At 65.4% G+C, this 23,635-nt stretch carries 19 protein-coding genes; 10 read left to right on the top strand and 9 right to left on the bottom strand.

Annotated features, from left to right (window positions below; all coding sequences use genetic code 11):
- Positions 1-43 precede the first annotated feature (43 nt).
- Complete coding sequence (locus K289_RS0107255; protein ID WP_027550891.1) at positions 44-859, bottom strand: invasion associated locus B family protein; 816 nt, start codon at positions 857-859, stop codon at positions 44-46.
- 261 nt (positions 860-1,120) lie between these two features.
- Here K289_RS0107255 and K289_RS0107250 point away from each other — a divergent pair, with 261 nt between their 5' ends.
- The 5 genes from K289_RS0107250 (at position 1,121) to K289_RS0107230 (ending at position 7,156) form a co-directional block, all read left to right on the top strand.
- Entirely contained in the window at positions 1,121-2,968 is a 1,848-nt protein-coding gene (locus K289_RS0107250; protein ID WP_027550890.1) for an extracellular solute-binding protein, read from the top strand.
- Between the two features lie 4 nt (positions 2,969-2,972).
- A complete protein-coding gene (locus K289_RS0107245; RefSeq protein ID WP_027550889.1) occupies positions 2,973-4,475 on the top strand; it encodes a class I adenylate-forming enzyme family protein in 1,503 nt (500 codons plus the stop codon).
- A gap of 83 nt (positions 4,476-4,558) precedes the next feature.
- Positions 4,559-5,788: a hypothetical protein gene (locus K289_RS0107240; RefSeq protein WP_027550888.1), complete on the top strand. Its 1,230-nt coding sequence runs from the start codon at positions 4,559-4,561 to the stop codon at positions 5,786-5,788.
- A gap of 246 nt (positions 5,789-6,034) precedes the next feature.
- Positions 6,035-6,343, top strand: a complete 309-nt coding sequence (locus tag K289_RS0107235; protein ID WP_027550887.1) for a hypothetical protein — start codon at positions 6,035-6,037, stop codon at positions 6,341-6,343.
- A gap of 420 nt (positions 6,344-6,763) precedes the next feature.
- Positions 6,764-7,156: a hypothetical protein gene (locus K289_RS0107230; protein WP_027550886.1), complete on the top strand. Its 393-nt coding sequence runs from the start codon at positions 6,764-6,766 to the stop codon at positions 7,154-7,156.
- 210 nt (positions 7,157-7,366) lie between these two features.
- On the opposite strand, the gene mfd is transcribed toward K289_RS0107230, so the two are convergent.
- Both mfd and K289_RS0107220 read right to left on the bottom strand, forming a co-directional pair.
- Positions 7,367-10,885, bottom strand: coding sequence for a transcription-repair coupling factor (gene mfd, locus K289_RS0107225; protein WP_027550885.1), 3,519 nt, complete (start codon positions 10,883-10,885; stop codon positions 7,367-7,369).
- Positions 10,882-11,172 (bottom strand): succinate dehydrogenase assembly factor 2, encoded by a 291-nt coding sequence (locus tag K289_RS0107220; RefSeq protein ID WP_027550884.1) that lies wholly within the window; start codon positions 11,170-11,172, stop codon positions 10,882-10,884. Before K289_RS0107220 ends, mfd begins: the two co-directional genes overlap by 4 nt.
- 200 nt (positions 11,173-11,372) lie before the next feature.
- Here K289_RS0107220 and recG point away from each other — a divergent pair, with 200 nt between their 5' ends.
- Both recG and K289_RS0107210 read left to right on the top strand, forming a co-directional pair.
- Positions 11,373-13,481: an ATP-dependent DNA helicase RecG gene (gene recG, locus K289_RS0107215; protein ID WP_027550883.1), complete on the top strand. Its 2,109-nt coding sequence runs from the start codon at positions 11,373-11,375 to the stop codon at positions 13,479-13,481.
- 403 nt (positions 13,482-13,884) lie between these two features.
- The gene (locus K289_RS0107210; protein WP_035684171.1) at positions 13,885-14,091 is read left to right on the top strand and encodes a hypothetical protein; all 207 of its coding nucleotides are present in this window, start codon (positions 13,885-13,887) and stop codon (positions 14,089-14,091) included.
- A 178-nt stretch (positions 14,092-14,269) separates the two neighbouring features.
- Here K289_RS0107210 and K289_RS0107205 read toward each other — a convergent pair whose 3' ends face one another.
- From K289_RS0107205 to glmS, 3 genes are all read right to left on the bottom strand, one after another.
- A complete protein-coding gene (locus K289_RS0107205; protein WP_027550881.1) occupies positions 14,270-15,124 on the bottom strand; it encodes an NAD(P)-dependent oxidoreductase in 855 nt (284 codons plus the stop codon).
- A 139-nt stretch (positions 15,125-15,263) separates the two neighbouring features.
- On the bottom strand, positions 15,264-16,040 hold the full coding sequence (locus K289_RS0107200; RefSeq protein ID WP_027550880.1) for a DUF502 domain-containing protein: 777 nt from the start codon (positions 16,038-16,040) through the stop codon (positions 15,264-15,266).
- An 89-nt stretch (positions 16,041-16,129) separates the two neighbouring features.
- Entirely contained in the window at positions 16,130-17,956 is a 1,827-nt protein-coding gene (glmS, locus tag K289_RS0107195) for a glutamine--fructose-6-phosphate transaminase (isomerizing) (protein WP_027550879.1), read from the bottom strand.
- Positions 17,957-18,175: 219 nt separating this feature from the next.
- Here glmS and K289_RS0107190 point away from each other — a divergent pair, with 219 nt between their 5' ends.
- A complete protein-coding gene (locus K289_RS0107190; protein WP_027550878.1) occupies positions 18,176-18,394 on the top strand; it encodes a hypothetical protein in 219 nt (72 codons plus the stop codon).
- Between the two features lie 15 nt (positions 18,395-18,409).
- On the opposite strand, the gene K289_RS0107185 is transcribed toward K289_RS0107190, so the two are convergent.
- Both K289_RS0107185 and glmU read right to left on the bottom strand, forming a co-directional pair.
- Positions 18,410-18,598, bottom strand: a complete 189-nt coding sequence (locus tag K289_RS0107185) for a hypothetical protein (protein WP_027550877.1) — start codon at positions 18,596-18,598, stop codon at positions 18,410-18,412.
- 30 nt (positions 18,599-18,628) lie between these two features.
- Complete coding sequence (glmU, locus tag K289_RS0107180; protein ID WP_027550876.1) at positions 18,629-19,984, bottom strand: bifunctional UDP-N-acetylglucosamine diphosphorylase/glucosamine-1-phosphate N-acetyltransferase GlmU; 1,356 nt, start codon at positions 19,982-19,984, stop codon at positions 18,629-18,631.
- 176 nt (positions 19,985-20,160) lie between these two features.
- On the opposite strand from glmU, the gene K289_RS0107175 reads away from it, so the two are divergent.
- Both K289_RS0107175 and K289_RS0107170 read left to right on the top strand, forming a co-directional pair.
- Positions 20,161-21,540 (top strand): hypothetical protein, encoded by a 1,380-nt coding sequence (locus K289_RS0107175; protein ID WP_027550875.1) that lies wholly within the window; start codon positions 20,161-20,163, stop codon positions 21,538-21,540.
- Positions 21,541-21,656: 116 nt separating this feature from the next.
- Positions 21,657-22,037 (top strand): hypothetical protein, encoded by a 381-nt coding sequence (locus K289_RS0107170; protein WP_027550874.1) that lies wholly within the window; start codon positions 21,657-21,659, stop codon positions 22,035-22,037.
- Here K289_RS0107170 and K289_RS0107165 read toward each other — a convergent pair.
- Complete coding sequence (locus K289_RS0107165) at positions 21,997-23,559, bottom strand: beta-1,6-glucan synthase (protein WP_027550873.1); 1,563 nt, start codon at positions 23,557-23,559, stop codon at positions 21,997-21,999. The two genes, K289_RS0107170 and K289_RS0107165, sit on opposite strands and share 41 nt — an antisense overlap.
- Positions 23,560-23,635: the final 76 nt, after the last annotated feature.

Genomic DNA, 23,635 nt, shown 5'->3' with positions numbered 1-23,635 from the left:
TCGAACCGAGCGCCTTTTTCATGTCCAGGCTTGAGCAGCCTGCTTACTTCTGCGCCGCCGGAGCCCCGCCGGGCGCGCCGCCCTGCTGCTCGAGCTTCTTGCGCTGCTCTTCGGCCTTCTTCTGCAGCTCTTCCTGAAGCTTCTTCTGAGTTTCCTCAAACTGCTTCGGGTCGGTCGGCGGGCCGTCATAGGCCTTGGCGAACTCGCCCGCGAGCGGCAGCGGCAGCGTCAGCGGCGCGCCGTTGGCGTTGATCGCCTGCACAACGAGATTCTGCCCCTTCTTCATGTTGTTGATGAGCTCCGGGGTCGCCTCGTAGTCCGACATGCAGCCATTGGCGAAGCAGATCACGTACGGGCTCTGCAGCGGCGCATTGTTGTCGACGATGATGCGGGTGCCGTGGACGAGCTGCATGCCGAGCGGCAAGGTCACGCGCAGGATCTTCTTGGGCTCGCCTTCCGGCTCGATGATCACGGCGGCGATGACCGGCTGGCCCGACTCGATGCGGCCGTCCTTGCCGGTGAAGCAGACCTGCTTGGCATTGGCGTCCTGGCCCTTGAGGCAGAACTTGGTCCACGGCGCGTAGATCAGCTGGATCTGCTGGTCGGCGGGCTGGCCGTTCTGCTGCGCGGGGGCGCCCTGAGCGGGGGCCTGCTGGGCCTGGGGAGCCTGGGCCGGCGCGGGCGCCTTGGGGACAGCCTTCGGAGCGGCCTTCGGCGCCGGAGCCGCCTTGGGCGCACCGGGGGCCGGCGCCGGAGCCTGGGCTTCTGCGGCGAACGGAACGACCAATGCCGTCGCCGTCAACAGAGCGAGAAGTCGCCCGCGCGGCCGGACGGACGCGGCCAAGTAACGGAAATTCATTACGGAAAACCCTTTCTGAACGGGAAGCGCCCGAACCGCTCCGAAACACCGAACCAAGCCGCCTTGGGCGCGGCTGTCTCCCCGTCAATAGAGGCGGAAAAGTGACGGGCTCGGCGCTCTTGCGCGATTGCCCGCCTTCTTAACGTGGCGGACGAAAAGATCAATGCCGACAACTATCTTTGACTGCGACAGCGGACGCTTTCGGGGAAAATCCCTGTGTTAGGATTCGTATCCCGCCGGTCTTCGAATCAACGTGTGCTTATGTTCATGTTCCCGCGCCTTCTTGACGGCCATTTCGAGGGCCTTGGCGTCCGGATTTGCGGCCTCGCTTTCCTCCTCGCCGTTGCGCTTCCGGCGGCCCCGGCGCGGGCCGAGGAAGCTCATGCCATTGCCATGCACGGCAAGCCGGCACTGTCAGCCGGTTTCACCCACATGCCCTACGCCAATCCCGACGCACCCAAGGGCGGCCGGCTGACCTGGGGCATCCTCGGCACCTTCGACAGCCTCAATCCCCTCATCGTGAAGGGATTGGCGGTGCAGCAGACGCGGGGCTACGTACTCGAGAGCCTGCTCGCGCGCGGCTATGACGAGCCGTTCACGCTCTACGGCCTCCTGGCCAGGACCGTCGAGACCGACGACGAGCGGACCTATGTCACGTTCCATCTCGATCCGCGGGCGCGGTTTTCGGACGGCAAGCCGGTGCTCGCAGACGACGTGGTGTTCTCCTGGCAGCTCCTGCGCGATCACGGCCGCCCTAACCTCCGCCAGTACTACGGCAAGGTCGCCAAGGCCGAGGCGGTCGATCCCCTCACCATCCGCTTCGATCTGGCCGGGGCCAATGACCGCGAATTGCCGCTGATCCTCGGCCTGATGCCGATCCTGCCCAGGCATGCGGTCGACGTCGCGACCTTCGAGGAGACGACGATGGCCGCCCCGATCGGCTCGGGCCCCTACAGGGTCACGATGGTGAAGCCCGGCACCAGCGTGACGCTGACCCGCAATCCCGACTATTGGGGCCGCGACCTGCCGGTCAATCGCGGCCTCTACAATTTCGACGAGATCAGGCTCGACTTCTACCGCGAGGCCAACGGCCAGTTCGAAGCCTTCAAGCGCGGCCTCTATGATTTCCGCGTCGAGAACGAGCCCTTGCGCTGGCACGACGGCTACGATTTTCCCGCGGCTAGAAGCGGCGAAGTGATCCGCGACACCATCAAGCCCGGCGTGCCGCAGCCCTCGGAATTCCTGGTGTTCAACACCCGACGTCCGATCTTCGCCGACATCCGCGTGCGCCAGGCGCTGACGCTGCTGTTCGATTTCGAGTTGGTCAATCGCAACTACTTCTTCGGACTCTATTCGCGCGTCGCCGGCTATTTTGCCGGCTCGGCTCTGTCCTCCTACGGTCGTCCTGCGGATGCGCGTGAGCGCGAGCTTCTAAAACCCTTCGCCGCACAAATTCCGTCCGACATCATGGACGGCAGCTACCGCCTGCCCGTCACCGACGGCTCGGGCCGCGACCGCACGACGTTGCGTGCGGCGCTCAAGCTGCTGTCCGAGGCCGGCTACGATCTCGACGGAACCGTGCTGCGCAACCGCAAGACCAAAGTCCCCTTCACCTTCGAGATGCTGGTGACGACCCGCGACCAGGAGCGCATCGCGCTCGCCTTCCAGCGCGACCTGAAACGGGCCGGCATCGAGCCGACCGTGCGATCGGTCGATCCCGTGCAGTTCGACCAGCGCCGGCTCGGTTTCGAGTTCGACATGATCCAGAACCGCTGGGACCAGTCGTTGTCGCCGGGCAACGAGCAATATTTCTACTGGGGCAGCACTGCGGCCGACAATCCGGGCACCCGCAACTACATGGGCGCCAAGAATCCGGCGGTCGACGCCATGATCGCAGCCCTGCTGGAGGCCCGTGAACATGCGGCGTTCGTGTCGGCGGTGCTGGCGCTCGACCGCGCCCTGATCGCGGGCTTCTACACAATCCCCCTCTTTAACGTATCGGAGCAATGGATCGCGCGCTGGAATCGGATAGAACGGCCATCGGCCACGGCGCTGTCCGGCTATTTGCCGGAGACCTGGTGGTCGAAGGGGCAGCCTCAAGCGAAGTGACGCCGTGAACCAGCCAGCCGTATCGCCGACGCTCGACACGCTGTTTCAGCGCACGCTGTCCCGCCAGCCGCACGCGCAGGCGCTGCTCGACCCCATCAACAAGGCGCGCGTGACCGGGCACCAGCCGAGGCGGCTGTCCTATGCCGAGGCGGATCGGGCCATCGAGGCGCTTTCGGCGCACTTCGTCGAGTCCGGCCTGCCGGCCAATTCCGTCATCGCGATCCAACTTCCGAACACGGTGGAGTTCGTGCTCACCGTGCTCGCCGCCCACCGCGCCGGGCTCGTGGTCGCCGTGCTGCCGCTGCTCTGGCGCCACGCGGAACTGACCGCCGCGCTCAACCGCACCGCGGCGCGCGCCATCGTCACCATGAGCAAGGTCGATGGGGTGATCTATTCGGACCTGGCCATGCATGCCGCGGCGGAAGCGTTCTCGATCCGCCACGTCTTCGGTTTCGGCACCGACCTGCCCGAAGGCATGGCCTCGCTCGACGAGGTGCTGGCCCGCCCGCCCGGCACCACACGCAGTATCATCCAGGACGGCCGCAAGGCGGCGATGATCTCCTTCGACGTCACCGCGGAGGGCTTTCGTCCGGTGCCGCGGCCGCATTTCAGCCTGATCGCCGCCGGCCTTGCGATGTCGCTGGAAGCCGACATCAAGCAGGGGGCGACCGTGATGGCGGCGTTCACGCCGATGTCGTTCGCGGGCCTCGCCTCTTCGCTCGCGGTGTGGCTGCTCTCCGGCGGAACGCTGGCGCTGCATCATCCGTTCGAGAGCGAGGTGCTCGAGCAGCAGATCAACGAGCACCATTGCGAGGTGCTGATCGCGCCCGCGCAACTCGCTTTGCGGCTCGGCGATTCCGACCTCGCGGCCCGGATGCCGACCTTGCGCAACGTCGTCGGCCTGTGGCGCGCGCCAGAACAGGTGGCGGCGAGCGATGCCTGGATCGCGCCGCATGCGCCGCTCACGGACGTCTATCTGTTCGGCGAGGCCGGGCTGTTCGGCGTCCGGCGCGGCGAAGACGGCATGCCGGTGCCGGTGATGCCGGGCCCCCATGGCGCGCCGCGCGAGCAGTCGGGGTCCTCGATCGCCGGCGAGATCCTGCTCACGCCGAAGGGAACACTGGGCCTGCGCGGAGCGATGGTGCCGATCGCGGCCTACGCACCGCCGCAACCGGTCGGCGAGACGCTGACGGCGCAGCCGCCGCGCGACTATGTCGACACCGGCTACGCCGCGCGGATCGACCGTGCGAGTGGCGCGATCTGCATCACGGCGCCTCCCTCCGGCATCATGGCGGTCGGCGGCTACCGCTTCCTCTCCAACGATCTGCAGGAATGGGCGCGCCGGCTCGGCCAGGGCGCGCTTCTGACCGCGCTGCCCGATCGGCTCTCCGGGCACCGGCTGGCAGGCCGTGCCCAGGACAACGCCCGGGCCCGCGAGGCGCTCAGCGAGCTCGGGCTTAACCCCCTGATGGTCGAGGCTTTTCGCGACCGCTCCGGCCCGGTTTGAGCGCAGTTCGACTGATCCGTTGACGCCGCATTAAGGCGGCCAAACTAGATTGCGCATCACCTATTGCGTGATCAGAGTTTGCGATGTCCCAGGCGGGCCCGATCCTTTTTGTGTCCAATGCCGAGCGGCCGGCCTTCATCGCGGCACTCGACGAGAGCCGTCTCTTTCCCATTGTCGACAGCGACTGGGCGAGCGCCGCCCGCGCTATCGAGCAGGTGCAACCTGCCGCGGTTCTCGCCACAATGTCCGGCGGGCACGAGCCGTACATCGCGCCGCTCGCCAAGAAGATTGCCGACCAGCCGCTCTACATTCCCTTCGTCGCGCTGGACGCGCCGGGCACTCTCCCCCACAACGCCCTGCCCTTCGCCACGCACGGCGCCGATCCGGACCGCTTGATCCCGCGGCTGCGCGCCGCACTGCGCGTGCGCACGCTGCATGCGACCGTGCTGCGCCGGCTGCCGGAGGCAACGGCAAAGGTCTCGCTGCCCGAGGCCGATCCCGCGCGTGATGCCACGGTGCTCCTGATCGGCCGCGGCGCGGCCTATCCCGCACTCTCGGTCGCGCTCGGCGAGCGGATGGGCGTGATCGGCGCGCTTTCGATCGAGGCCGCAGCAAAGCATCTCAACACCCGCGACATCGACGGCGTCGTGCTCGCGGAAGGCTTTACCGCGCGCGTCGCGGATGCCTTCCTCACGGTGCTCGCGGAAGACACCCGCTTCCGCAACCTGCCCGTAGTGGTCACCGCGCACGAGCTCACGCAGAACTACGACCTGCCCAATCTCGAAATCATCTCGGGCGAGCCGGTCCGGATCGCGGCCAACGCGCTGCCGCTGATCCGCCAGCACGCGATGGAGGCGCAGCTCAGCCGCACGCTGCGCTCGATCGATGCCGGCGGCTGGCTCGATCCGCGCAGCGGCCTGTTGACTGTCGAAGCCTTCGCCCGCGATTTCTCCAAGGCGGTCGAGCAGACGCTCGCCCGCGGCGGCGGCCTTTCGGTTGCGCGCTTTGCGTTCGATCCGGCCAATCCGCGCGCCCAGCTCGATGCCGCGCGCATCCTGAGCCGGCTAATGCGGCAGATGGATTTTGGCACGGCGCAGAAGGACGGCTCGGTGATCGTGGTGTTCGCAGAGACCGATTTCCGCACCGCGCACATGATCGCCCGCCGCCTCTCCGCGGTGATGCGGCACACCTCGAACGGCAAGCACGAGATGCGCAGCGATCCCGTCGTCAGCGTGGATTCGCTGTCGCCGTTAGATACCGCGCGCTCGTTGCTGGCGCGTCTCTCGGCAGAAGCACCGCGCGCGGCGTCGTAGATATCATCGCGCCCTCCTTTCGCAGGATCGCCCTTCGGACCTCGGTTTGAACGGTGATCCGACAAAATCTGAAAAACAACCCCATGCAAAGGAGCTGTCAATTGCTGACGTGAAGCCCTACGGATTTTACGAAGCCATTTGACACGTCGGGCAAAACACCGGCAGAATGGCATCATCGAAATAATCAGCTGGCCCGCGCGGAGAAATTCCGCTGCGGGTCTTTTCATTTGCGCAGGAGAATTATTCGTGCCGACGATTGAAAGGAAACCTTTACCGCCGATCGGCTCTGGGTTTGTCACGATCAATCCGTCAGACAAGGAAGACATCACGAGTCGCGCGCGCGACGTCATAGATCATTACATGTCTGGCAAGGGGTCCTGGTGGAACGAGGGGCCGCGAAAATCTGTCCAGCAGACCATCGATGACCTCAATAGATTTAAGAACAGCGTTATCGCATCCGAGCAATACGTCGATGACCCCGGCTCAATATTGGGTCCTATAAAGCAAATGATTGATGCGGCTATCAAGCAGCCAGCAATGCGATCCCGAATCTAGAGGATGACGGCCGTAGCGAGATCCGTCCGCGCGATCCAAACGATTCGATCATGCGTGCGCGCCCGCCAATCTATGCCTCACCAACGACAAATGGGAGAATACAAATTCTTGCAGCGCCGACGGACCAGGGCGTGCTCTCGACGCCTAAGGCAGTTCAGACCAATCGTGTTCTGGACGCCCCGCCCGTCAAGCAAGCTCCCGATCGTAATGCCCCGAACATCCGAGTTCTCCGTCGCGTCGTCAGGGATTGAGATAGTTCATCAGATGCCGAAAAGGCGCACCCGCGGCGACATCAGCGCTGTCGCCAATGCACGAAAGCCGCGAGCCGGTTGACATCGTTCCCGGTTCGTTCTATGCGAATTGTCCACAACCTCCGGGCGAGAAATCGTCTGTCAGTGCGCCTCGATATGCCGGTCGACGATGAAATTCGCAACAGCATTCATTTCCGCCGTTCTGCTCACGTCGGCTTCCGGCTACGCCAAGGACTACAGGCTGGATTACGGCATTGAAACACCGACCGACGGCGATGCAGGTTCGACGGCGTGCCCCTATAGGGTATGCCGTGTGAAGGTCGCGAAGCTAAACCTGACGGTCATCATTTTCCTGTCTCGCGACGACCCCGACCACGCGCGCATTCAAATCGAAGGCAAGCCCGGCTGCTGTTTCTTCGAACTCGGTGCGCCATCACAGAGGATAGTGCCCGGCGACCCGGCACCGAGGCTCCGCTTTTTTACCGGCATGGCGCCGCAAGGGCTCTTGTATTTCCAGAATGAGCCGGCTGGAAACCTCTACTTGAGATTCCACCTCGATTGACCACGTAGGGCGGGCAAAGCGAAGCGTGCCACCGATTCCAGATCCGGGTGCAGAAGACACGGCGCTGCGCGCCTTTATCAACCGTACAAATGCTTCCAGTAACACCGTCATTGCGAGGAGCGAAGCGACGAAACAATCCAGCATCCTTCCGCGGATACATTTCTGGATTGCTTCGCTTCGCTCGCAATGACGGGGAAACTAACTTGCGCCCTACGCCGCCTTCTTGCTCTGTGCGAGCTGTGCGAGCTGACGCATGATCTCGGTGGTGCCGGCGAGGCGCTCTTCCGGCGTCTCCCAGTCCTGCAAGAACACCACCTTCATGTCGGGCCGCACCTTCGCGGCCTGGCCATGGCTGCGGATGAACGACACCAGGCGGTCGGGATACGCGAACGAATTGTCGCGGAAGGCGATGACGGCCCCCTTCGGACCGGCATCGATCTTCTCGACATTGGCCCGGCGGCAGAACGCCTTGATCGCGGCGACCTTGAACAGATAGCGCACTTCGTCCGGCAGCACACCGAAGCGGTCACGCAGCTCGGCGCCAAAATTCTCGATCTCCTCTTCGGTGTCGAGATCGGCGAGGCGCCGGTACAGCGAGAGCCGCACCGCGAGATCGCCGACATAGTCTTCCGGAATGAGCACGGGCATGCCGATCGTGATCTGCGGCGACCAGCGGTCGGCCGCAGGCTCGGAGACGCCGGCCTTGAGGTTGACGATCGCCTCTTCCAGCATCGACTGGTAGAGCTCGAAGCCGACTTCCTTGATGTGGCCGGACTGCTCCTCGCCAAGCAGATTGCCGGCGCCGCGGATGTCGAGGTCGTGGGAGGCGAGCTGGAAGCCTGCGCCGAGTGTCTCCAGCGATTGCAGCACGGTGAGCCGTCGCTCGGCCTGCCCCGTGATCTTCTGCTGCGCCGGCAGCGTGAACAGCGCATAGGCCCGCAGCTTGGAGCGCCCGACGCGGCCGCGGAGCTGGTAGAGCTGGGCGAGGCCGAACATGTCGGCCCGGTGCACGATCAGCGTATTGGCGTTGGGGATGTCGAGGCCGGATTCGACGATGGTGGTCGACAGCAGGATGTCGAACTTGCCGTCGTAGAACGCGGTCATGATGTCCTCGATCACCGCAGGCGGCATCTGCCCGTGCGCGACCGCAACCTTCATCTCCGGCACGTTCTTGTCGAGGAAGTCCTTGACGTCGGCGAGGTCGTCGATGCGCGGCACTACGTAGAATGCCTGGCCGCCGCGATAGCGCTCGCGCAGGAGCGCCTCGCGGATCATGAGGGGATCATGCGGGGCGACGAAGGTGCGCACCGCGAGGCGGTCGACCGGTGGCGAAGCGATGATCGAAAGTTCGCGTACGCCGGTGAGCGCCAATTGCAGCGTACGCGGAATCGGCGTCGCCGACAGCGTCAGCACATGCACCTCGGAACGAAGCGCCTTCAGTCGCTCCTTGTGCGTAACGCCGAAATGCTGCTCCTCGTCGACGATGACGAGGCCGAGATCGCGGAATTTGATGGCCTTGCCGAGCAGCGCGTGGGTGCCGACGACGATATCGACCGAACCGTCGGCAATGCCCTTCTTGACCTGGTTCAGCTCCTTGGTCGCGATCAGGCGCGAGGCCTGCGCCACATTCACCGGAAAGCCCTTGAAGCGCTCGGTGAAGGTTTTTGCGTGCTGGCGCGCCAACAGCGTGGTCGGCACCACGACCGCAACCTGCTTGCCTTCGAGCGCAACGGCAAAGGCCGCGCGGAGCGCAACCTCGGTCTTGCCGAAGCCGACGTCGCCGCAGATCAGCCGGTCCATCGGACGGCCGAGCTCGAGATCTTTCAGGGTGGATTCGATGGCACCGAGCTGGTCCTCGGTCTCGTCATAGGGGAAGCGCGCGCAGAACTCGTCGTAGAGGCCCTGCTGCACCGGGAGCTTGGGTGCCTCGTGCAAATGGCGCGCGGCAGCGATCTTGATCAGCTCGCCCGCGATCTCGCGGATGCGGTTCTTCAGCTTGGCCTTGCGGGTCTGCCAGCCGGAGCCGCCGAGGCGGTCGAGCTCGACCGTGGTCTGGTCGGAGCCGTAGCGCGACAACAGCTCAATGTTCTCGACCGGCAGGAACAGCTTTGTCTCGGCCGCGTAATGCAGCTCGAGACAGTCATGCGGCGCGCCGGCGACATCCAGCGTCTGCAGGCCGATGAAGCGGCCGATGCCGTGATCGACGTGGACGACGATGTCGCCCGCCGCAAGACTCGTCACCTCCGAGATGAAATTGTCGAGCTTGCGGCTTGCCTTGCGCGGCCGCACCAGGCGGTCGCCCAGGATGTCCTGCTCGCTGATGAGCGCGATCTCGTCGGTCTCGAAGCCGCTTTCGAGGCCCAGCACCGCAAGCATGGTCTCGTTGCGCGGGGTCGCCTGCACCGTCCGCCAGCTATTGACACTGGTGGTGTGCGTGAGCTTGTGGTCGCGCAGCATCGAGGTCATGCGGTCGCGCGAGCCTTCGGTCCACAGCGCGATCACGACCTTCTTGCGCTGCGCCTGCAGCGCCATCACGTGGCTGACCACCGCCTCGAACACATTGACAGTCGCGTCGTTGCGCTCCGGAGCGAAGTCGCGGCCCTTGCGCGCGCCGGCATCGACGACGGTCACACCGTCGGCCGGCACGGAGAACTGCGTCAGCCGCGCCAGCGGGATGTCGCCTTCGCGCTTCGTCCACTCCTCTTCCGTCAGATAGAGCCGGTCCGGCGGCAGCGGCTTGTAGATGGCGCCGCCGCTCGGATGGTCCAACGCATCACGGCGGGCCTCGTAATAGTCGAGGATCTGCTTGAAGCGTTCGCGGATGGCATCCTCGGCCTGCGGCTCGATCGCGATCGCTGCGCCCTGCAGATAGTCGAACAGCGTGTCCATCCGGTCCTGGAACAGCGGCAGCCAGTGCTCCATGCCGGGATGGCGGCGGCCTTCGCTGACGGCCTCGTACAGCGCATCGTCGCGCTCGGGCGCGCCGAACTCGGCGACATAGCCCATGCGGAAGCGGCGGATGGTGTCGGTGACGAGCTGGAATTCGGAGATCGGCACGAGATCGAGCGCGCGCATGTCGAGCAGCGTGCGCTGGGTCTCGGCGTCGAAGGTGCGGATCGATTCCAGGCTGTCGCCGAAGAAGTCGAAGCGGACCGGCTGGTCGAGGCCGGCGGGAAACAGGTCGAGAATGCCGCCGCGCACGGCATATTCGCCGGGCTCGCGCACGGTGGAGGAGCGGTTGTAGCCGTTGTGCTCGAGCCAGGCGACAATGGTGTCCATCGGCACGACGTTGCCGGGCGCGACCGACAGCGCCTGCGCCGCGACGAGGTCGCGCGACGGCACGCGCTGCACGACGGCGTTCACCGTCGTCAGCACGATCAGCGGCTTGTCGCTGCCGGTGAGCGAGGCGAGCCGCGCCAGCGTGGTCAGGCGCTGCGCCAGGATGCCGCCATGCGGCGAGACCCGGTCATAGGGCTGGCAGTCCCAGGCCGGGAACGTCAGAACCGGCAGGTCGGGCGCGAAGAATTGCAGCGCGCGCTCGACCTGCTGCATGCGGGGGCCGTCGCGGCAGACCACCGCCAGGCTGACGGCCGGCTTCTTCGGCCGCGCCGCGATGGCACGGGCAAGATCGGAGATGACGAGACCTTCCGCGCCCTCGGCAACATTGGCGAGCGTCAGGGCGCGGCTGGGTGCCAGCAATTCGGCCGGCGATTTCGACGGCTGTTTCATGCATTGCCGTCCGCGATCGGAAACACCCTGATGCGCGTGAAGAGTGCGCCGGCCACCCCGGCCGGCAGCACCTTGTCACCGGTGATGGCGGCGTAGAGATCGGGATCATTGACCTCGAGCAGGCGCTCGAGCTCGGTCAGCTCGTCATCGGACAGGTTGCCGATCTCGGCATCGGCAAAGCGGCCAAGAATCAGATCCATCTCGCGCGTGCCGCGGTGCCAGCAGCGGAACAAAAGCCGCTTGCGGCGGTCATCCAGGCCGTCGCTCGATCGTGTCGTTCCCGTCATGTCTCAAATCCAGTCCAACGCGAAAAGCCCGGACGTGCCGGGCGGGGGTGATATAGCCACTCGGGCCGGCCGTGTCAGCCCTTTGTTGCGGCAGTTCAGGCCATCGATTGGCCCGCCGCCCGCGCAGAGGGCGCGAAAAAGACGTGGATGCCCGGCATAAAGCCGGGCATGACGGGCCGAAACGATCCTAGATTCCTCCCATGCGCCCCAGCCTGCTCAATCCGCTGTTTGCTCCCGTGACCAGCCTGCCCGGCGTCGGTCCGAAGCAGGACAAGCTGCTGCGCTATCTGCTCAGCCGCGATGAGACGCCGCGGCTGGTCGACCTGCTCCTGCATCTGCCGAGCAACGTCGTCGACCGCCGCGCCCGGCCGAAAATTCGCGACGCCGTGCCGGGAACCGTGGTGACGCTCGAGGTGACGGTCGAGCGCCACCGCCCGCCCCCGCCGCGCAACGCGCGTGCCCCCTACCTCGTCTACGCCAGCGATGACACCGGCGACGTCGTGCTGACCTTCTTCCGCGCCAAGCCCGGCTATGTCGAAAAACTGCTGCCGATGGGCGAGAAGCGCTACGTCTCCGGCACACTGCAGATGTATGACGGAATCCCGCAGATCGTGCATCCCGACCGCGTGCTGGACGAGGAGGCCATCGCAAAGCTATCGGGCATCGACCCCGTCTATCCCCTGACCGAAGGGCTGGCGCTCGGCTCGCTGCGCCGTGCGATCGCCCAGGCACTGCAGAAGCTGCCGCCTCTGCCGGAATGGATCAGCCCGGAGGTGGTGCGTCGCTGCAATTTTCCGCCGATCGCCGAGGCGCTCACCCGCGTGCATCAGCCGGTCGAGCTCACCGACGTCTTGCCCGATCAGCCCTACTGGTCGCGCCTCGCCTTCGACGAGCTCTTGGCCGGGCAACTGGCGCTCGCGCTGATCCGCGCGCAGTTGCGTAGGCCCGCCGGCGTGCGCAATGCCGGCGACGGGCATCTGCGCAACAGGATCATCGATGCCCTGCCCTATGCGCTGACGCCCTCCCAGCGCAGCGCGGCAGCCGCCATCGCCGATGACCTGAAGCAGCCCGTGCGGATGCTGCGTCTGCTCCAGGGCGACGTCGGCTCCGGCAAGACCGTGGTCGCGCTGCTCGCCGCCGCCGCGGTGGCCGAGGTCGGCAAGCAGGCCGCACTGATGGCTCCGACCGAAATTCTGGCGCGCCAGCACATCAAGACCATCGCACCGCTCGCCGAGCGCGCCGGCATGCGGGTCGCGATCCTCACCGGCCGGGAAAAGGGCAAGGAGCGACGCGATATCGTCATGCGCCTTGCCGAGGGCGAGATCGATCTCCTCGTCGGCACTCACGCCTTGATCCAGGACGATGTGCTCTTCAAAGACCTCGCGCTCGCCATCGTCGACGAGCAGCATCGCTTCGGCGTGCGCGAGCGGCTGGCGCTGACCTCGAAGGGCGAAGCCGTCGACGTGCTGGTGTTGAGCGCCACGCCGATCCCGCGCACGCTGGTACTGACCTATTTCGGCGACATGGACATCAGCGAGCTGCGCGAGAAGCCCGCCGGCCGCCGGCCGATCGACACCCGCACGGTGCCGATAAGCCGGATCGAGGAGGTCATGGACGGCGTCGGCCGCGCGCTGCAGTCCGGCAAGCTGGTCTACTGGATCTGTCCGCTGGTCGAGGAGTCCGAGGCCGAAGGCACCGAGCACCTGACCAACGCGACCAAGCGGTTCGAAGGTTTGCAGAAGCGCTTTGGCGATCGCGTCGGCCTTGTCCACGGTCAGATGAAGGGCACTGAAAAGGATCGCGTGATGGGCCAGTTCGCCGCGCACGAGATCGGGCTCCTGGTCGCGACCACCGTGGTTGAAGTCGGCGTCGACGTGCCCGCCGCCACCATCATGGTGATCGAGAATGCCGAGCGCTTTGGCCTTGCCCAGCTGCACCAGTTGCGCGGCCGCATCGGGCGCGGCTCGGAAGCCTCGACCTGCCTGCTGCTCTACTCCGAGCCGCTGGGCGAGATGTCGAAAGCACGGCTGAAGGTGATCCGCGAAACCACCGATGGCTTCCGCATCGCCGAGGAAGACTTGAAGCTGCGCGGCGAAGGCGACGTGTTAGGGGTACGCCAGAGCGGCCTGCCCGGCTATCGCATCGCGCGCTCGGAGGTCCACGGCCAGCTCATCACGCAGGCTCGCGACGAGGCGCTGCGCATCCTGAAGGACGATCCGAAGCTGAAGGGCGAGCGCGGTGAAGCGCTGCGCTGCCTCTTGTATCTCTACGAGCGGGACGAGGCGATCCCACTGATCGGGGCGGGTTGAAGCGTTCTCGTCATTGCCGAGCCTGCTCCGGCAATCCCATCAACCGAAGCGGCTCTTGGCGATGTATCTTTGATAGATGCACCGGTCGAGCTCGCGCATGACGGGTTGATCGTCTCAATTCGTTGAACCGTCGGCTTCCGAGACAGACTCACTTGCAAGCGGTGATGTGCGCCCGGTGGTATCATAGGCGCTCGAGGCAAGGACAATGCGATTGCCCGAATGAAGCGTACAGTTTAGCTGCTTTGTTGCGATCTGGTTCACATTCAAGGACGGATCACTCGTGCTAAAGTTGGGTATGCAGGCAAGCGAGGCAGAGCAGGTGCTACCTCGGGGAGGCAGCATTCCGGGATCGCCGGCCGAGCGTACGTTGGAACTATCCCTGCATCCCTGCTGGAGGTCGATCATGCAGTTCATCTCCACCGAATGGCAGTCCACTTCGACAGCTCCGTCAGACGGAGACCTCGAAATCTGTGCGCTGGACTTTGATGGTATTGTCCATTCGCTTCCTTTTCCCTGTCACAAGGACGGATCCAATTGGGTCGACGGATCCGGCAAAGCGCACGCCGACATTCAGCCGACCCAGTGGCGCAAATGGACCAGTGCGGGCTAATCCATGGCCAATGCAAGGCCCGCTCTCTGCGAGCCTGTCCGCCGTAGGTGAACTCTTGACCATACCGGCGTAGGACAATCTCCAGCGCCGAGGCTGCTCCAACAGGACCTTTCCTGACACGCAGATCGAGGCAAACCTGCCCGAGCCTTCACGAGCGCATCGGGCTCGCAAGTCCAATCTAGCTTTTCTTTGGGATGTTGGCCGCGAACGCCTTCATCAGCGCCGCATCCACCGCCTCGCCCCTGGCATCCGCAGCAAGATGCTCGAACCAGCGCGCAAATCCCTCGTAGATCTGACTCGCCGGGTGATCCGGTCCGAGGAAGCCGGAAATCTCCCGCATCTCCGCGACCCAGCGATAGGCTTTCGGGATCATGTCCGGCAGCGCGACTTCGAGCCGCGCCAGGATCGCGGGCTGGCTCAGCGCAAGCTCGTCACGGAGCGCATCCGCAGCGCCCGCTTTGGTCGCGGCGAGCACCATGGCCGAACCGATCCCGGCCAGGCCCTTGACGATTCCGGCGTAGGACATCTTCAGCGCGGAGGCCGCGCCGACCGGACCCTCGACGATGCGCACATCCAGCCCGAGCTGTTTCAGCACCGCCACGTCCCTGGCATGCTCGCCAGACATGTAGAACGCTGGGCTCTTACCGCCGGGCTGCGGCGGGAAGCCGATGATGCCGGCATCGACGAACGGCGTCTGCGCCGAGCCGATGATCTCCTCGATCCGCAGCACCGTATCGACATTGACGGCATTGCAGTCGACGACGACCGGCTTCTTCGCACGCCTGACAATCAGGCTCGCCAGCCGCTCCGCCAGCGCCACGGCCTCGCCCGGCGGCACGATCGAGAGAATGATGTCGGCGTCTGCGATCGCATCATCGTCGGCGCCGATCATGCCGGCATCCGCCGCCCGTTTCAGCGTCGCTTCACTCCGCCCTTTCAAGGAGGTGAGCACGCGCGCGCCATGCTCGCCCAGCCGGCGGGCCACAGCGCTGCCCATGGCGCCCGGTGCGAGGATTGCAATCGTGGTTGTCATCGTCGGCTCCGATCGAGTTCAGGCCAAAAGCCAAGGCCAGCCGTCGGTCGCCGATTCTACTTGCCGCGGTCCGGCGCGGTAGTGCCGCTGTCCGGACCGGGATACGGCTCCAGCGCATAGCCAGCCTTCCGCCAGCCGCTCACTCCACCTTCGCGGGCTCCGGCTGGAGCGCGGTCGAGGCATTGGCGATACGCGCGGCATTCGCCATGCCCGCGAGCGCCGCCGCCCGTTTCGGATCGGGCGCCGAGCCTGGCTGCACCACGCCGGCCGACATGATCAGCGTCGCGGCATCCTCGGCGCTCAGCTCGACCTCGATGATCTTGCTCTTGGGCACGTAGAAGAAGAACCCGGTGGTCGGGTTCGGCGAGCACGGCAGGAACACCGAGACGTGCTCCTCCTGCCCGGGCAGGCTGCGCGCGATGTCCTCGCTCGGCGATTGCGAGATCAGTACGATCGACCACATGCCCGGCGATGGAAACTCGACGAGGCCCACCTTGCGGAAGCTCGAGCCCTTGCCCGAGAACAGCGTCTCGAACACCTGCTTCAAGCCACGGTAGATAGCGCGAACGGCCGGGATCCGGCCAAGGAAAGTCTCGCCGACATCGACCAGCGTCCTGCCGATCAGGTTGGCGGCGAGGAAGCCGACCAGCGTCAGCGTAAAAAATGCGACGATCAGTCCCCAGCCGGGAACGCCATAGGGCAGATAGGTTTCCGGCCGATAGGCCAGCGGCACGAACGGCCGCACCACGCCGTCGACCCAGGTGACGAACCACCAGACCAGATAGAGGGTGATCGCGATCGGCCCTGTCACGACGAGGCCGGTGAGGAAATAGTTGCGGAAACGGCCCATCAGGCCGGTATGCGGTTCCGGAACGGGATCGGGCAGAGGCGCAGGCGCGTCGTCGCGGGTGGTCATTCGGGTTCCAGGTCGGTCGCAACTCACTAGCTAGGGTCTTCTAGCAGATTTTTGAAGACCAGATAGCGAGCGGCGACCGGCCCGTCTGCCTATTCCACCGTCACGGACTTGGCGAGATTGCGCGGCTGGTCGACGTCGGTGCCCATCACCACCGCCGTATGATAGGCGAGCAGCTGCACGGGGACGGCGTAGACCATCGGCGCGAAAGCGGCCGCCATGTCCGGCATGACGATGGTGACGAGGGAAGCGACCGTCGCTTCGGCTGCGCCCTTGGCATCCGTCATCAGGATGATGTTGCCGCCCCGGGCGGCCACCTCCTGCATGTTCGAGACGGTCTTCTCGAACACCCGGTCGTGCGGCGCAATCACCACCACCGGCACGTTCTCGTCGATCAGCGCGATCGGCCCGTGCTTGAGCTCGCCGGCGGCATAGCCTTCGGCGTGGATGTAGGAGATTTCCTTCAGCTTCAGCGCGCCTTCAAGCGCGAGCGGGAAGCTGGTGCCGCGGCCGAGATAGAGCACATCGCGCGACTTTGAGATGTCGCGCGCGAGCTTCTCGATCTGCAGCTCGGTGGTGAGCGCGTCCGCCATCAGGCGCGGAACCTCGACGAGGCCGTGCACGAGCTTGGTCTCGTCGGCCTCGGATAGTTCACCGCGCGCCTTGCCGGCGGCGACCGCGAGTGCGGCAAGCACCATGAGCTGGCAGGTGAAGGCTTTGGTCGAGGCGACGCCGATCTCGGGGCCGGCGAGCGTCTGCAAAACGGTTTCGCTCTCGCGCGCGATCGTCGAGGTCGGCACGTTGACCACGGCCACCGTGTGCACGCCGGCGGCCTTGGCGTAGCGCAGCGCGGCGAGCGTATCGGCGGTCTCGCCGGATTGCGAGATGAAGATGGCGAGATCGCCCTTGCGCAAGGGCGCCTCGCGATAGCGGAATTCGGAGGCGACATCGACCTCGACCGGCAGGCGCGCGAAGCGCTCGAACCAGTACTTTGCGACATAGCCGGCGTAGCTGGCGGTGCCACAGGCCGTGATGGTGACGCGCTGGATGGTGCCGAAGTCAAACGGCAGCTCGACCGGCAGCAGCACGCGCTCGGTCGCCATGTCGACGTAGCGCGCCAGCGTATGGCCGACCACTTCCGGCTGCTCGTGAATCTCCTTCGCCATGAAGTGGCGGTAGTTGGCCTTGTCGACCAGCGAGGTCGAGGCGGCGTGCTTGATCTTCTCGCGTTGGACGGCATGGCCGTCCTTGTCGAAGATCGTGACGCTGTTGCGGGTCAAGACCACCCAGTCGCCGTCATCGAGATAGCTGATCGTATCGGTGAACGGGCCGAGCGCGATGGCGTCCGAGCCGAGATACATCTCGCCGTCGCCGTAGCCGATCGCGAGCGGCGGCCCGTTGCGGGCGCCGATCATGAGATCGCCCTCGCCTGCGAAGATGAAGCCGAGCGCGAACGCGCCGCGCAGCCGCGCCAGCGTCAGCTTCACCGCCTCGACCGGCTTGTTGCCCCGCTTGAGCTGATCGTCGACGAGATGCAGCACGATCTCGGTGTCGGTTTCGGTGTGGAACACCGTTCCCGTCGTTTCGAGCTCCTCGCGCAACTCGCGGAAATTCTCGATGATGCCGTTGTGGACCACGGCGACGCGCTCGGTCGCGTGCGGATGCGCATTGTGCTCGGTCGGCTTGCCGTGCGTGGCCCAGCGGGTGTGGCCGATGCCGGTCGTGCCCTTGAGGGGCTCGGCGGTAAGCCGCTTCTCCAGGTTCTTCAGCTTGCCTTCGGCGCGGCGGCGCTCGAGATGGCTGCCTTCGAGGGTGGCAACGCCCGCGGAGTCGTAGCCGCGATATTCAAGACGCTTGAGCGAATCCACCAGCTGCTCCGCAACCGGTTCGCGCCCGAGAATGCCGACAATCCCGCACATGCGGTTCAATATCCCCTAAATCGTCGAAAAATCGCCAAAACGACGCGCCCGGTTTTTATCGAAGTTCGCAACGAAGCATATACTCAACAATTGTTGCGGATTGCGACAGCACAAAATGGCGGCAGCTCTAACATGCGTCGAATTGGCCGGCCTTTAACCCTGCACATTAACTCGCTGTCAATGAGTTTGACCAACGATTCCTGCCCAGGAGAGACGGCCATGAGAAGCTCATCCGACCGCAAGGGTCTGTCGTCGATTTACTTGCGCGCCAGCGAGACCGCGGGCACGAATCTGGCGCACTGGCCGCCGCCCCAGCGCGGCAAGGAAAGCAAACCCGTCTTCGTCAAGCACCCGGCAGGCGAGCCGGTGAAGCGCGCCAAGCCGCGCGGCTGGCGCCTGACCCGCGCGATCTTCTCGGAATTCGCCGACGACGAATAGCGGGCCGGAGGTTGCTCAGCGCGCCAGGACGCGGACGATCGCGAGCAGGAGGATGCCGACGAACGTCCAGAACACCAATCCTGTGACAAGGCACGCCAGCTCGTGCGGGCGGCGCGCGCCGAACAGCTTCAGCACTGCTCGCCCCGTCGCCTCGACGAACACCTCAACGAGCGTATTGAGCAAGCGACCAATGAGATCGACCATGAGCTCGCTGCCGGGGACCAATAAGCCCGCTCACTTCTCCGGCTTCTTGCCGCCCGTCTTCAGCTCGCGATAGCGCGTGGCGCCGCCTTCCCGGATGGTCTGCTGGGTGCGCTCCAACGCCATGGCATCGTCGGGCACGTCACGCGTGATCACCGACCCCGAGCCGATATAGGCGCCGTTGCCGATCTTCACAGGAGCGACCAGCGAGGAGTTGGTGCCGATGAAGGCGCCCCGCCCGATCGTCGTCTTGTGCTTCTTGAAGCCATCGTAGTTGCAGGTGATGGTGCCGGCACCGATGTTGGAATTGGCACCGACCGTTGTGTCCCCAATGTAGGAGAGATGGTTGACCTTGACGCCGGCCTCCAGCGTCGAGGCCTTGGCCTCCACGAAATTGCCGATGCGCGCGCCGTCGCCGAGCGAGTTGCCGGGCCGAAGGCGCGCAAAGGGGCCGAGCGAGACGTTCTTGCCGAGCGAGGACTGCACGATGTGCGAGAAGGAATGGACCACCGTGCCGTCGCCGATCGATACGCCGGGGCCGATCACCACGAACGGCTCGATCGTCACGTCGTTGCCAAACACGGTGTCGGCGGAGAGATGGACGGTCTCCGGCGCAATCAGCGTGACGCCGGCGTCCATCGCAGCTTTCCGCAGCCGCGCCTGCATCACGGCTTCGGCCTCGGCAAGCTGCGCCTTGGTATTGATGCCGCGCACTTCGTCCTCGCTGGTCTCGATCACCACGGCCTCCCCTCCCTGTTCCCGGACGATGCCGACCGCATCGGTGAGATAATATTCACCCTTCGAATTCCCATTGCCGATTTGCCCGAGGATCGCCAGCGCGCGGTGCCCATCGAGCGCCATCACGCCGGCATTGCACAGCGTGATCTTGCGCTCTTCAGGGCTGGCGTCAGCCTGCTCGCGTATCGCGACGAGGCGGTCGCCCTCGACGATGAAGCGGCCGTAGCCGGTGGGATCGGCGGCGCGGAAGCCGAGCGCGGTGAGCGCCGCGCCCTTGGCGAGCGGCGCGCGCAGCCGCGCAAAAGTCTCGGCCGAAATCAGCGGCGTGTCGCCGAACGCAATCAGCAGATCGTCCGCGCCGCGCGCGATCGCCTCGCGCGCCGCGAGCACCGCGTGCGCGGTGCCGAGCCGCTCGGCTTGCACGAAGGTGAGCGCGTCAGGCCGGATCCGCCTGGCTTCGTCCGCAACCGCCTGGTGGTCAGGGCCGACCACGACCGCGAGCGAGGTGTCGGTTCCTTGTGGCGCGGCGGCGAGCACATGGGCGAGCAGCGTCTGGCCTGCGACGGGATGCAGCACCTTGGGCAGGCTCGATCGCATGCGCGTGCCTTCACCAGCGGCGAGCACGATCGTGAGGCTTGAGCGGGCGGTCATTGCAATCCTGTCATATATGGCCGAATCAACCGGCGCCGGCGGGAAGCAGCCGGCGGCCTTTTTTAACGGCGCCTTGCTACCCCCGCAAACGCCCGGAATTCAAGTGTAGGACCCATTTCCTGTTAATGTTCCCTGATTGATTCGGGGAAGTTGAACGGGGCTGGGCACTCAAGTTCATGGCAAAGGATTCCGACCCTCTGGCCAATGCCTTCGACACCAAGGAGACCAGCGGGCTTTTCTCCGGTTTGGTGGCCGAGGAGAGCGCGTTCGACCGCCGCATGCTGTGGCGGCTGGGCTCGTGGGGCGTCGCGGCCGTCGGCGCCGTGGTCGTGGCCGTCTTCGCCAACCAGGCGCAGCTCGGCTGGCGGCGCGACCAGGTCGCGGCCACCGATCTGGCGCGCCAGGCCGACCGACTCCAGATGCTGACGCGAGAGAGCCAGAGCGAGGCCCGCAGGCTCGCCTCCGCCATCGAGACGCTGAGCAGTGATCGCGACCGCCTCTACGCGCGCGTCACTGTGCTGGAGCAAGGGCTCGATTCCGTCACCGGTGCCATCGCCAAGCATACCACGCCGCCGCAGGCGTCAGCCTCGAAGCCGCAGGACGGGCCGGTCGCGGCCGCGCAGCCGGCGCCTGACGTCGCACCCGTCGCCTCGACCGCGGCATCGTTGGTCGACAAGCCGCGCGCGGGTGCCGCCAAGGAGCCGAAGGACACTTCGAAAGAGGCCGCAAAGGAGCAGCCGGGCCCGCCGCCGCAGACCGCGGCTGCGGCTTCGCTCGTGCCGCAGTCACCGCCCGCGCCGTCTGCCCTGCCGACCATTCCGCTGGTCACATCGAAGTCGATCATGGCGCCGCCTGATCCGGCCGCGCAAAAATTGATGCAGCCCGAGGCGGCCGAGAAGAAGGCCGAGCCCGCTCCTGCCTCCACCGAAGTCGCGGCGGCGACGAAGCCGCCTGAAGCAGCCGAGAGCGAGGCGCCCGCGATTGCGGTTCAGCAGACGCGCTTTGCGATCGACCTCGGCGGCGCAAATTCGATCGACGGTTTGCGCGCGCTTTGGCGTGGCCTCTCCAAATCCAATCCAGAGATCGCGACACTCCGGCCGATCATCATGATCAAGGAAGGCAATAACGCCCTGGGCATGCAGCTCCGCCTCGGCGCCGGCCCCCTGATCAACGCCGCCGCTGCGGCAAAACTCTGCGCAGGCCTGTCCGAGAACAACCGCCACTGCGAGACCACGGTGTTCGACGGCCAGCGTCTGTCGATGCGCGGCGGCCAGGAAAAGGCTCAGTACAAGGGGCAGGAAAAAGGTCAAGAGAAGGCGCAAGACAAGGGACAGGACAAGAGCGCGGAGACGAGCAAGGATCAGGACACGGCGACGCAAGCCGAGACGCCGCCGGCCCCCGCCGCCAAGCCCGAGAAGCCGCAGCGCCACCGCAGCTATTCGTCGAAGCGCTCCAAGCGCGAGGAGCCACCACCACCGCCGGCGGCACAGCCGGCTCCGGCCAGGCCGGAGACGGCCTCCGCGGGATCGACGCTGTCATCGTTCTTCAGGCGGTAATCCGCCCCGAAAGCGCCATCCCATCAGCAAATTGGGTTAGGTTTCTCGGGCAAGTTTGCGGGAAAGATTCACCTTCCCCTGTTGCCCGCCCGCGCCTTCCCGACCATATTGGCCCCATGAAGAAAAAGCCCTTTCGCCTGACGCCGTATCAGGTGCAGTTCCTGCTCGTCGTCGGTTTCGTCACCGTCGGGTGGGCGCTCTATGTCCGTTATCTCGCGATCGAGTTCTCGCAAGTGGCGCTCGCGTGCGATGCCGGCTTGCAGACCATGATCTGCAAGGCGCGCTCGGTCTCAACCTCGCTGTTCAAGAATTCGGTGTTCGGCATCGTCGCGCTGGTGATCGCGACGCTGAACCTGATGCGGCCCTCGATCGTGCTGCTCACGCTCGGCGTCGTCGCCGCCGGCCTCGGCATCGTCCTCTACAACATCATCCTGTCGGGACTGGCGATCGGCCTGCTCATCCTTGGCTTTGCTCGGCCCGCGCCCGCCACAGCGTGAGCGCGAGCAACAGATAGATCGCGCAGGTCCACAGCGACTGCCAGTTGTCGCGGCCTTCATTGAGCAGGACGTAGGCTGCCGACAGCGCCAGTAGGCCGGCGAACACGGCTTCAGCAATCGGGCGTACGCCGATCTGCGGCCGGTTGTTCAGCATCAACACTGCAAACGGCACCACCGCCATCGTCAGCGAGGCATAGGGGAAGTCGCGGTAGCGCGGGTCGAACACGAAGCCGAGCGCGGTCTCGGCCGCGATCACCGCGGTCACCGCCAGCGTCAGGCCGAGCACGGCCGTGAGCTTCGACCATTTGCGCTCTTCACGCGGACCGAGAATATCGAGGAACGTCGGCAGGCTGCGGCCGATGACGAGGGCCTGCGCACAGAAGATCGGCGACAGGATGCCGGCGGCGAGCAGAGTCCCCCACTGCAGCCAGCCGCCCCAGCCGTAGCTCTCATAGTACATCTTGTCGGCGCCGATCCCGAGCAGGATGCCCGCGGTCGTCGCCGAGATGCCGACACCGAGCCAGGCCGAGAAGCGCGGCGTCCAGGGCCTGCGCCGCAGTGTGATGCCGGCGACCGCGAACACCAGCACGCTGAGCGCCATGCCGGCGCCCATGTACCATTTCCAGTACGGGAAATTGCTGATCGGCTGGCCAGGCGGGTATTTCAGCTGTCGGCGCGCGGAATCGAGCAGGCCCCAATAGCCGCCGACGGTGCCCTCTAACCGGCGCTTCCACGGCTGATCGTAGGCCTCGATCAGGTTGACGCGGAATTTCTGCGCCTTCGCCAGGGCCAGGATCTCCGAGACGACGCGCGCCTGATTGGTGCGCGAGGGCAGCGCGACTTCACGCATGCGTCCTTCGCTCGGCCAGCCGGTCTCACCGATCAGGATCTCCTTGCCGGGAAACGCCACCGCCATCCGCTCGCGGATCGATTCGACATGGGCGGCGGCGAATTTCGCGCGCACCGGGATGTCTTCCCAATAGGGCAGGATATGGATCGTGACGAAGTCGACGGCGTCATAGACGTCGCGGTTCTTCAGCCAGTATTCCCAGACATCGGCATAGGTGACGGGTACGCTGACCTGCGCCTTCACCGAACGGATGATGGCAATCAGATCGGCCGTCGTCATCTCACCGCGCAGCAGCACCTCGTTGCCGACGATGAGCGAAGAGATGGTGCCAGGGAATTCCTTGGTGAGGCGGATGGCGGTCGCAACTTGCGCAAAATTCTTGGCGCGGTTGCTGCCGAGCCAGATGCCCTGCATCACTTTCAGCCCGCCGACCTTGGTCGCGACCGCCGGCACCTGATCGAGCCCGTTCTCGATCGAGTAGGTGCGGACGCACTCAGTGATCTCCTTGAGCTGGCGCAGGTCCTGCTCGATCTGGTCGGCCTCGATATGGGTCCATTCGTTCAGCGGCGTCTGATCGCCGCGGAACGGCGTATAGGAGACACATTGCAGCTTGTCGCTGGGGTCAATGGGGGCGCGCGCGAGCGTGATCGGCGTGGCCAGCCACCACCACACGGCAGCAATCGCACCCAGGGAAACGAGCAGAAGCGCCAGTGGCGTACGAAGAGAAATCGGTTCCGTCCTCCGCGAA

This window comes from Bradyrhizobium sp. Cp5.3, from assembly GCF_000426265.1.
In the GTDB taxonomy this organism is placed as follows: Bacteria; Pseudomonadota; Alphaproteobacteria; order Rhizobiales; family Xanthobacteraceae; genus Bradyrhizobium; species Bradyrhizobium neotropicale.
This window is presented reverse-complemented; position numbering and strand designations above follow the sequence as displayed.

What these genes read in the sequence shown, in the direction of transcription:
- K289_RS0107185 (WP_027550877.1), bottom strand. Translation starts at nt 18,598, where the DNA reads ATGGTCGATCTCATTGGTCGCTTGCTCAATACGCTCGTTGAGGTGTTC.
- K289_RS0107205 (WP_027550881.1), bottom strand. Translation starts at nt 15,124, where the DNA reads ATGACAACCACGATTGCAATCCTCGCACCGGGCGCCATGGGCAGCGCT.
- K289_RS0107175 (WP_027550875.1), top strand. Translation starts at nt 20,161, where the DNA reads ATGGCAAAGGATTCCGACCCTCTGGCCAATGCCTTCGACACCAAGGAG.
- K289_RS0107230 (WP_027550886.1), top strand. Translation starts at nt 6,764, where the DNA reads ATGAAATTCGCAACAGCATTCATTTCCGCCGTTCTGCTCACGTCGGCT.
- K289_RS0107190 (WP_027550878.1), top strand. Translation starts at nt 18,176, where the DNA reads ATGAGAAGCTCATCCGACCGCAAGGGTCTGTCGTCGATTTACTTGCGC.
- K289_RS0107255 (WP_027550891.1), bottom strand. Translation starts at nt 859, where the DNA reads ATGAATTTCCGTTACTTGGCCGCGTCCGTCCGGCCGCGCGGGCGACTT.
- recG (WP_027550883.1), top strand. Translation starts at nt 11,373, where the DNA reads ATGCGCCCCAGCCTGCTCAATCCGCTGTTTGCTCCCGTGACCAGCCTG.
- glmU (WP_027550876.1), bottom strand. Translation starts at nt 19,984, where the DNA reads ATGACCGCCCGCTCAAGCCTCACGATCGTGCTCGCCGCTGGTGAAGGC.
- K289_RS0107200 (WP_027550880.1), bottom strand. Translation starts at nt 16,040, where the DNA reads ATGACCACCCGCGACGACGCGCCTGCGCCTCTGCCCGATCCCGTTCCG.
- K289_RS0107220 (WP_027550884.1), bottom strand. Translation starts at nt 11,172, where the DNA reads ATGACGGGAACGACACGATCGAGCGACGGCCTGGATGACCGCCGCAAG.
- K289_RS0107170 (WP_027550874.1), top strand. Translation starts at nt 21,657, where the DNA reads ATGAAGAAAAAGCCCTTTCGCCTGACGCCGTATCAGGTGCAGTTCCTG.
- mfd (WP_027550885.1), bottom strand. Translation starts at nt 10,885, where the DNA reads ATGAAACAGCCGTCGAAATCGCCGGCCGAATTGCTGGCACCCAGCCGC.
- K289_RS0107210 (WP_035684171.1), top strand. Translation starts at nt 13,885, where the DNA reads ATGCAGTTCATCTCCACCGAATGGCAGTCCACTTCGACAGCTCCGTCA.
- K289_RS0107250 (WP_027550890.1), top strand. Translation starts at nt 1,121, where the DNA reads ATGTTCATGTTCCCGCGCCTTCTTGACGGCCATTTCGAGGGCCTTGGC.
- glmS (WP_027550879.1), bottom strand. Translation starts at nt 17,956, where the DNA reads ATGTGCGGGATTGTCGGCATTCTCGGGCGCGAACCGGTTGCGGAGCAG.
- K289_RS0107240 (WP_027550888.1), top strand. Translation starts at nt 4,559, where the DNA reads ATGTCCCAGGCGGGCCCGATCCTTTTTGTGTCCAATGCCGAGCGGCCG.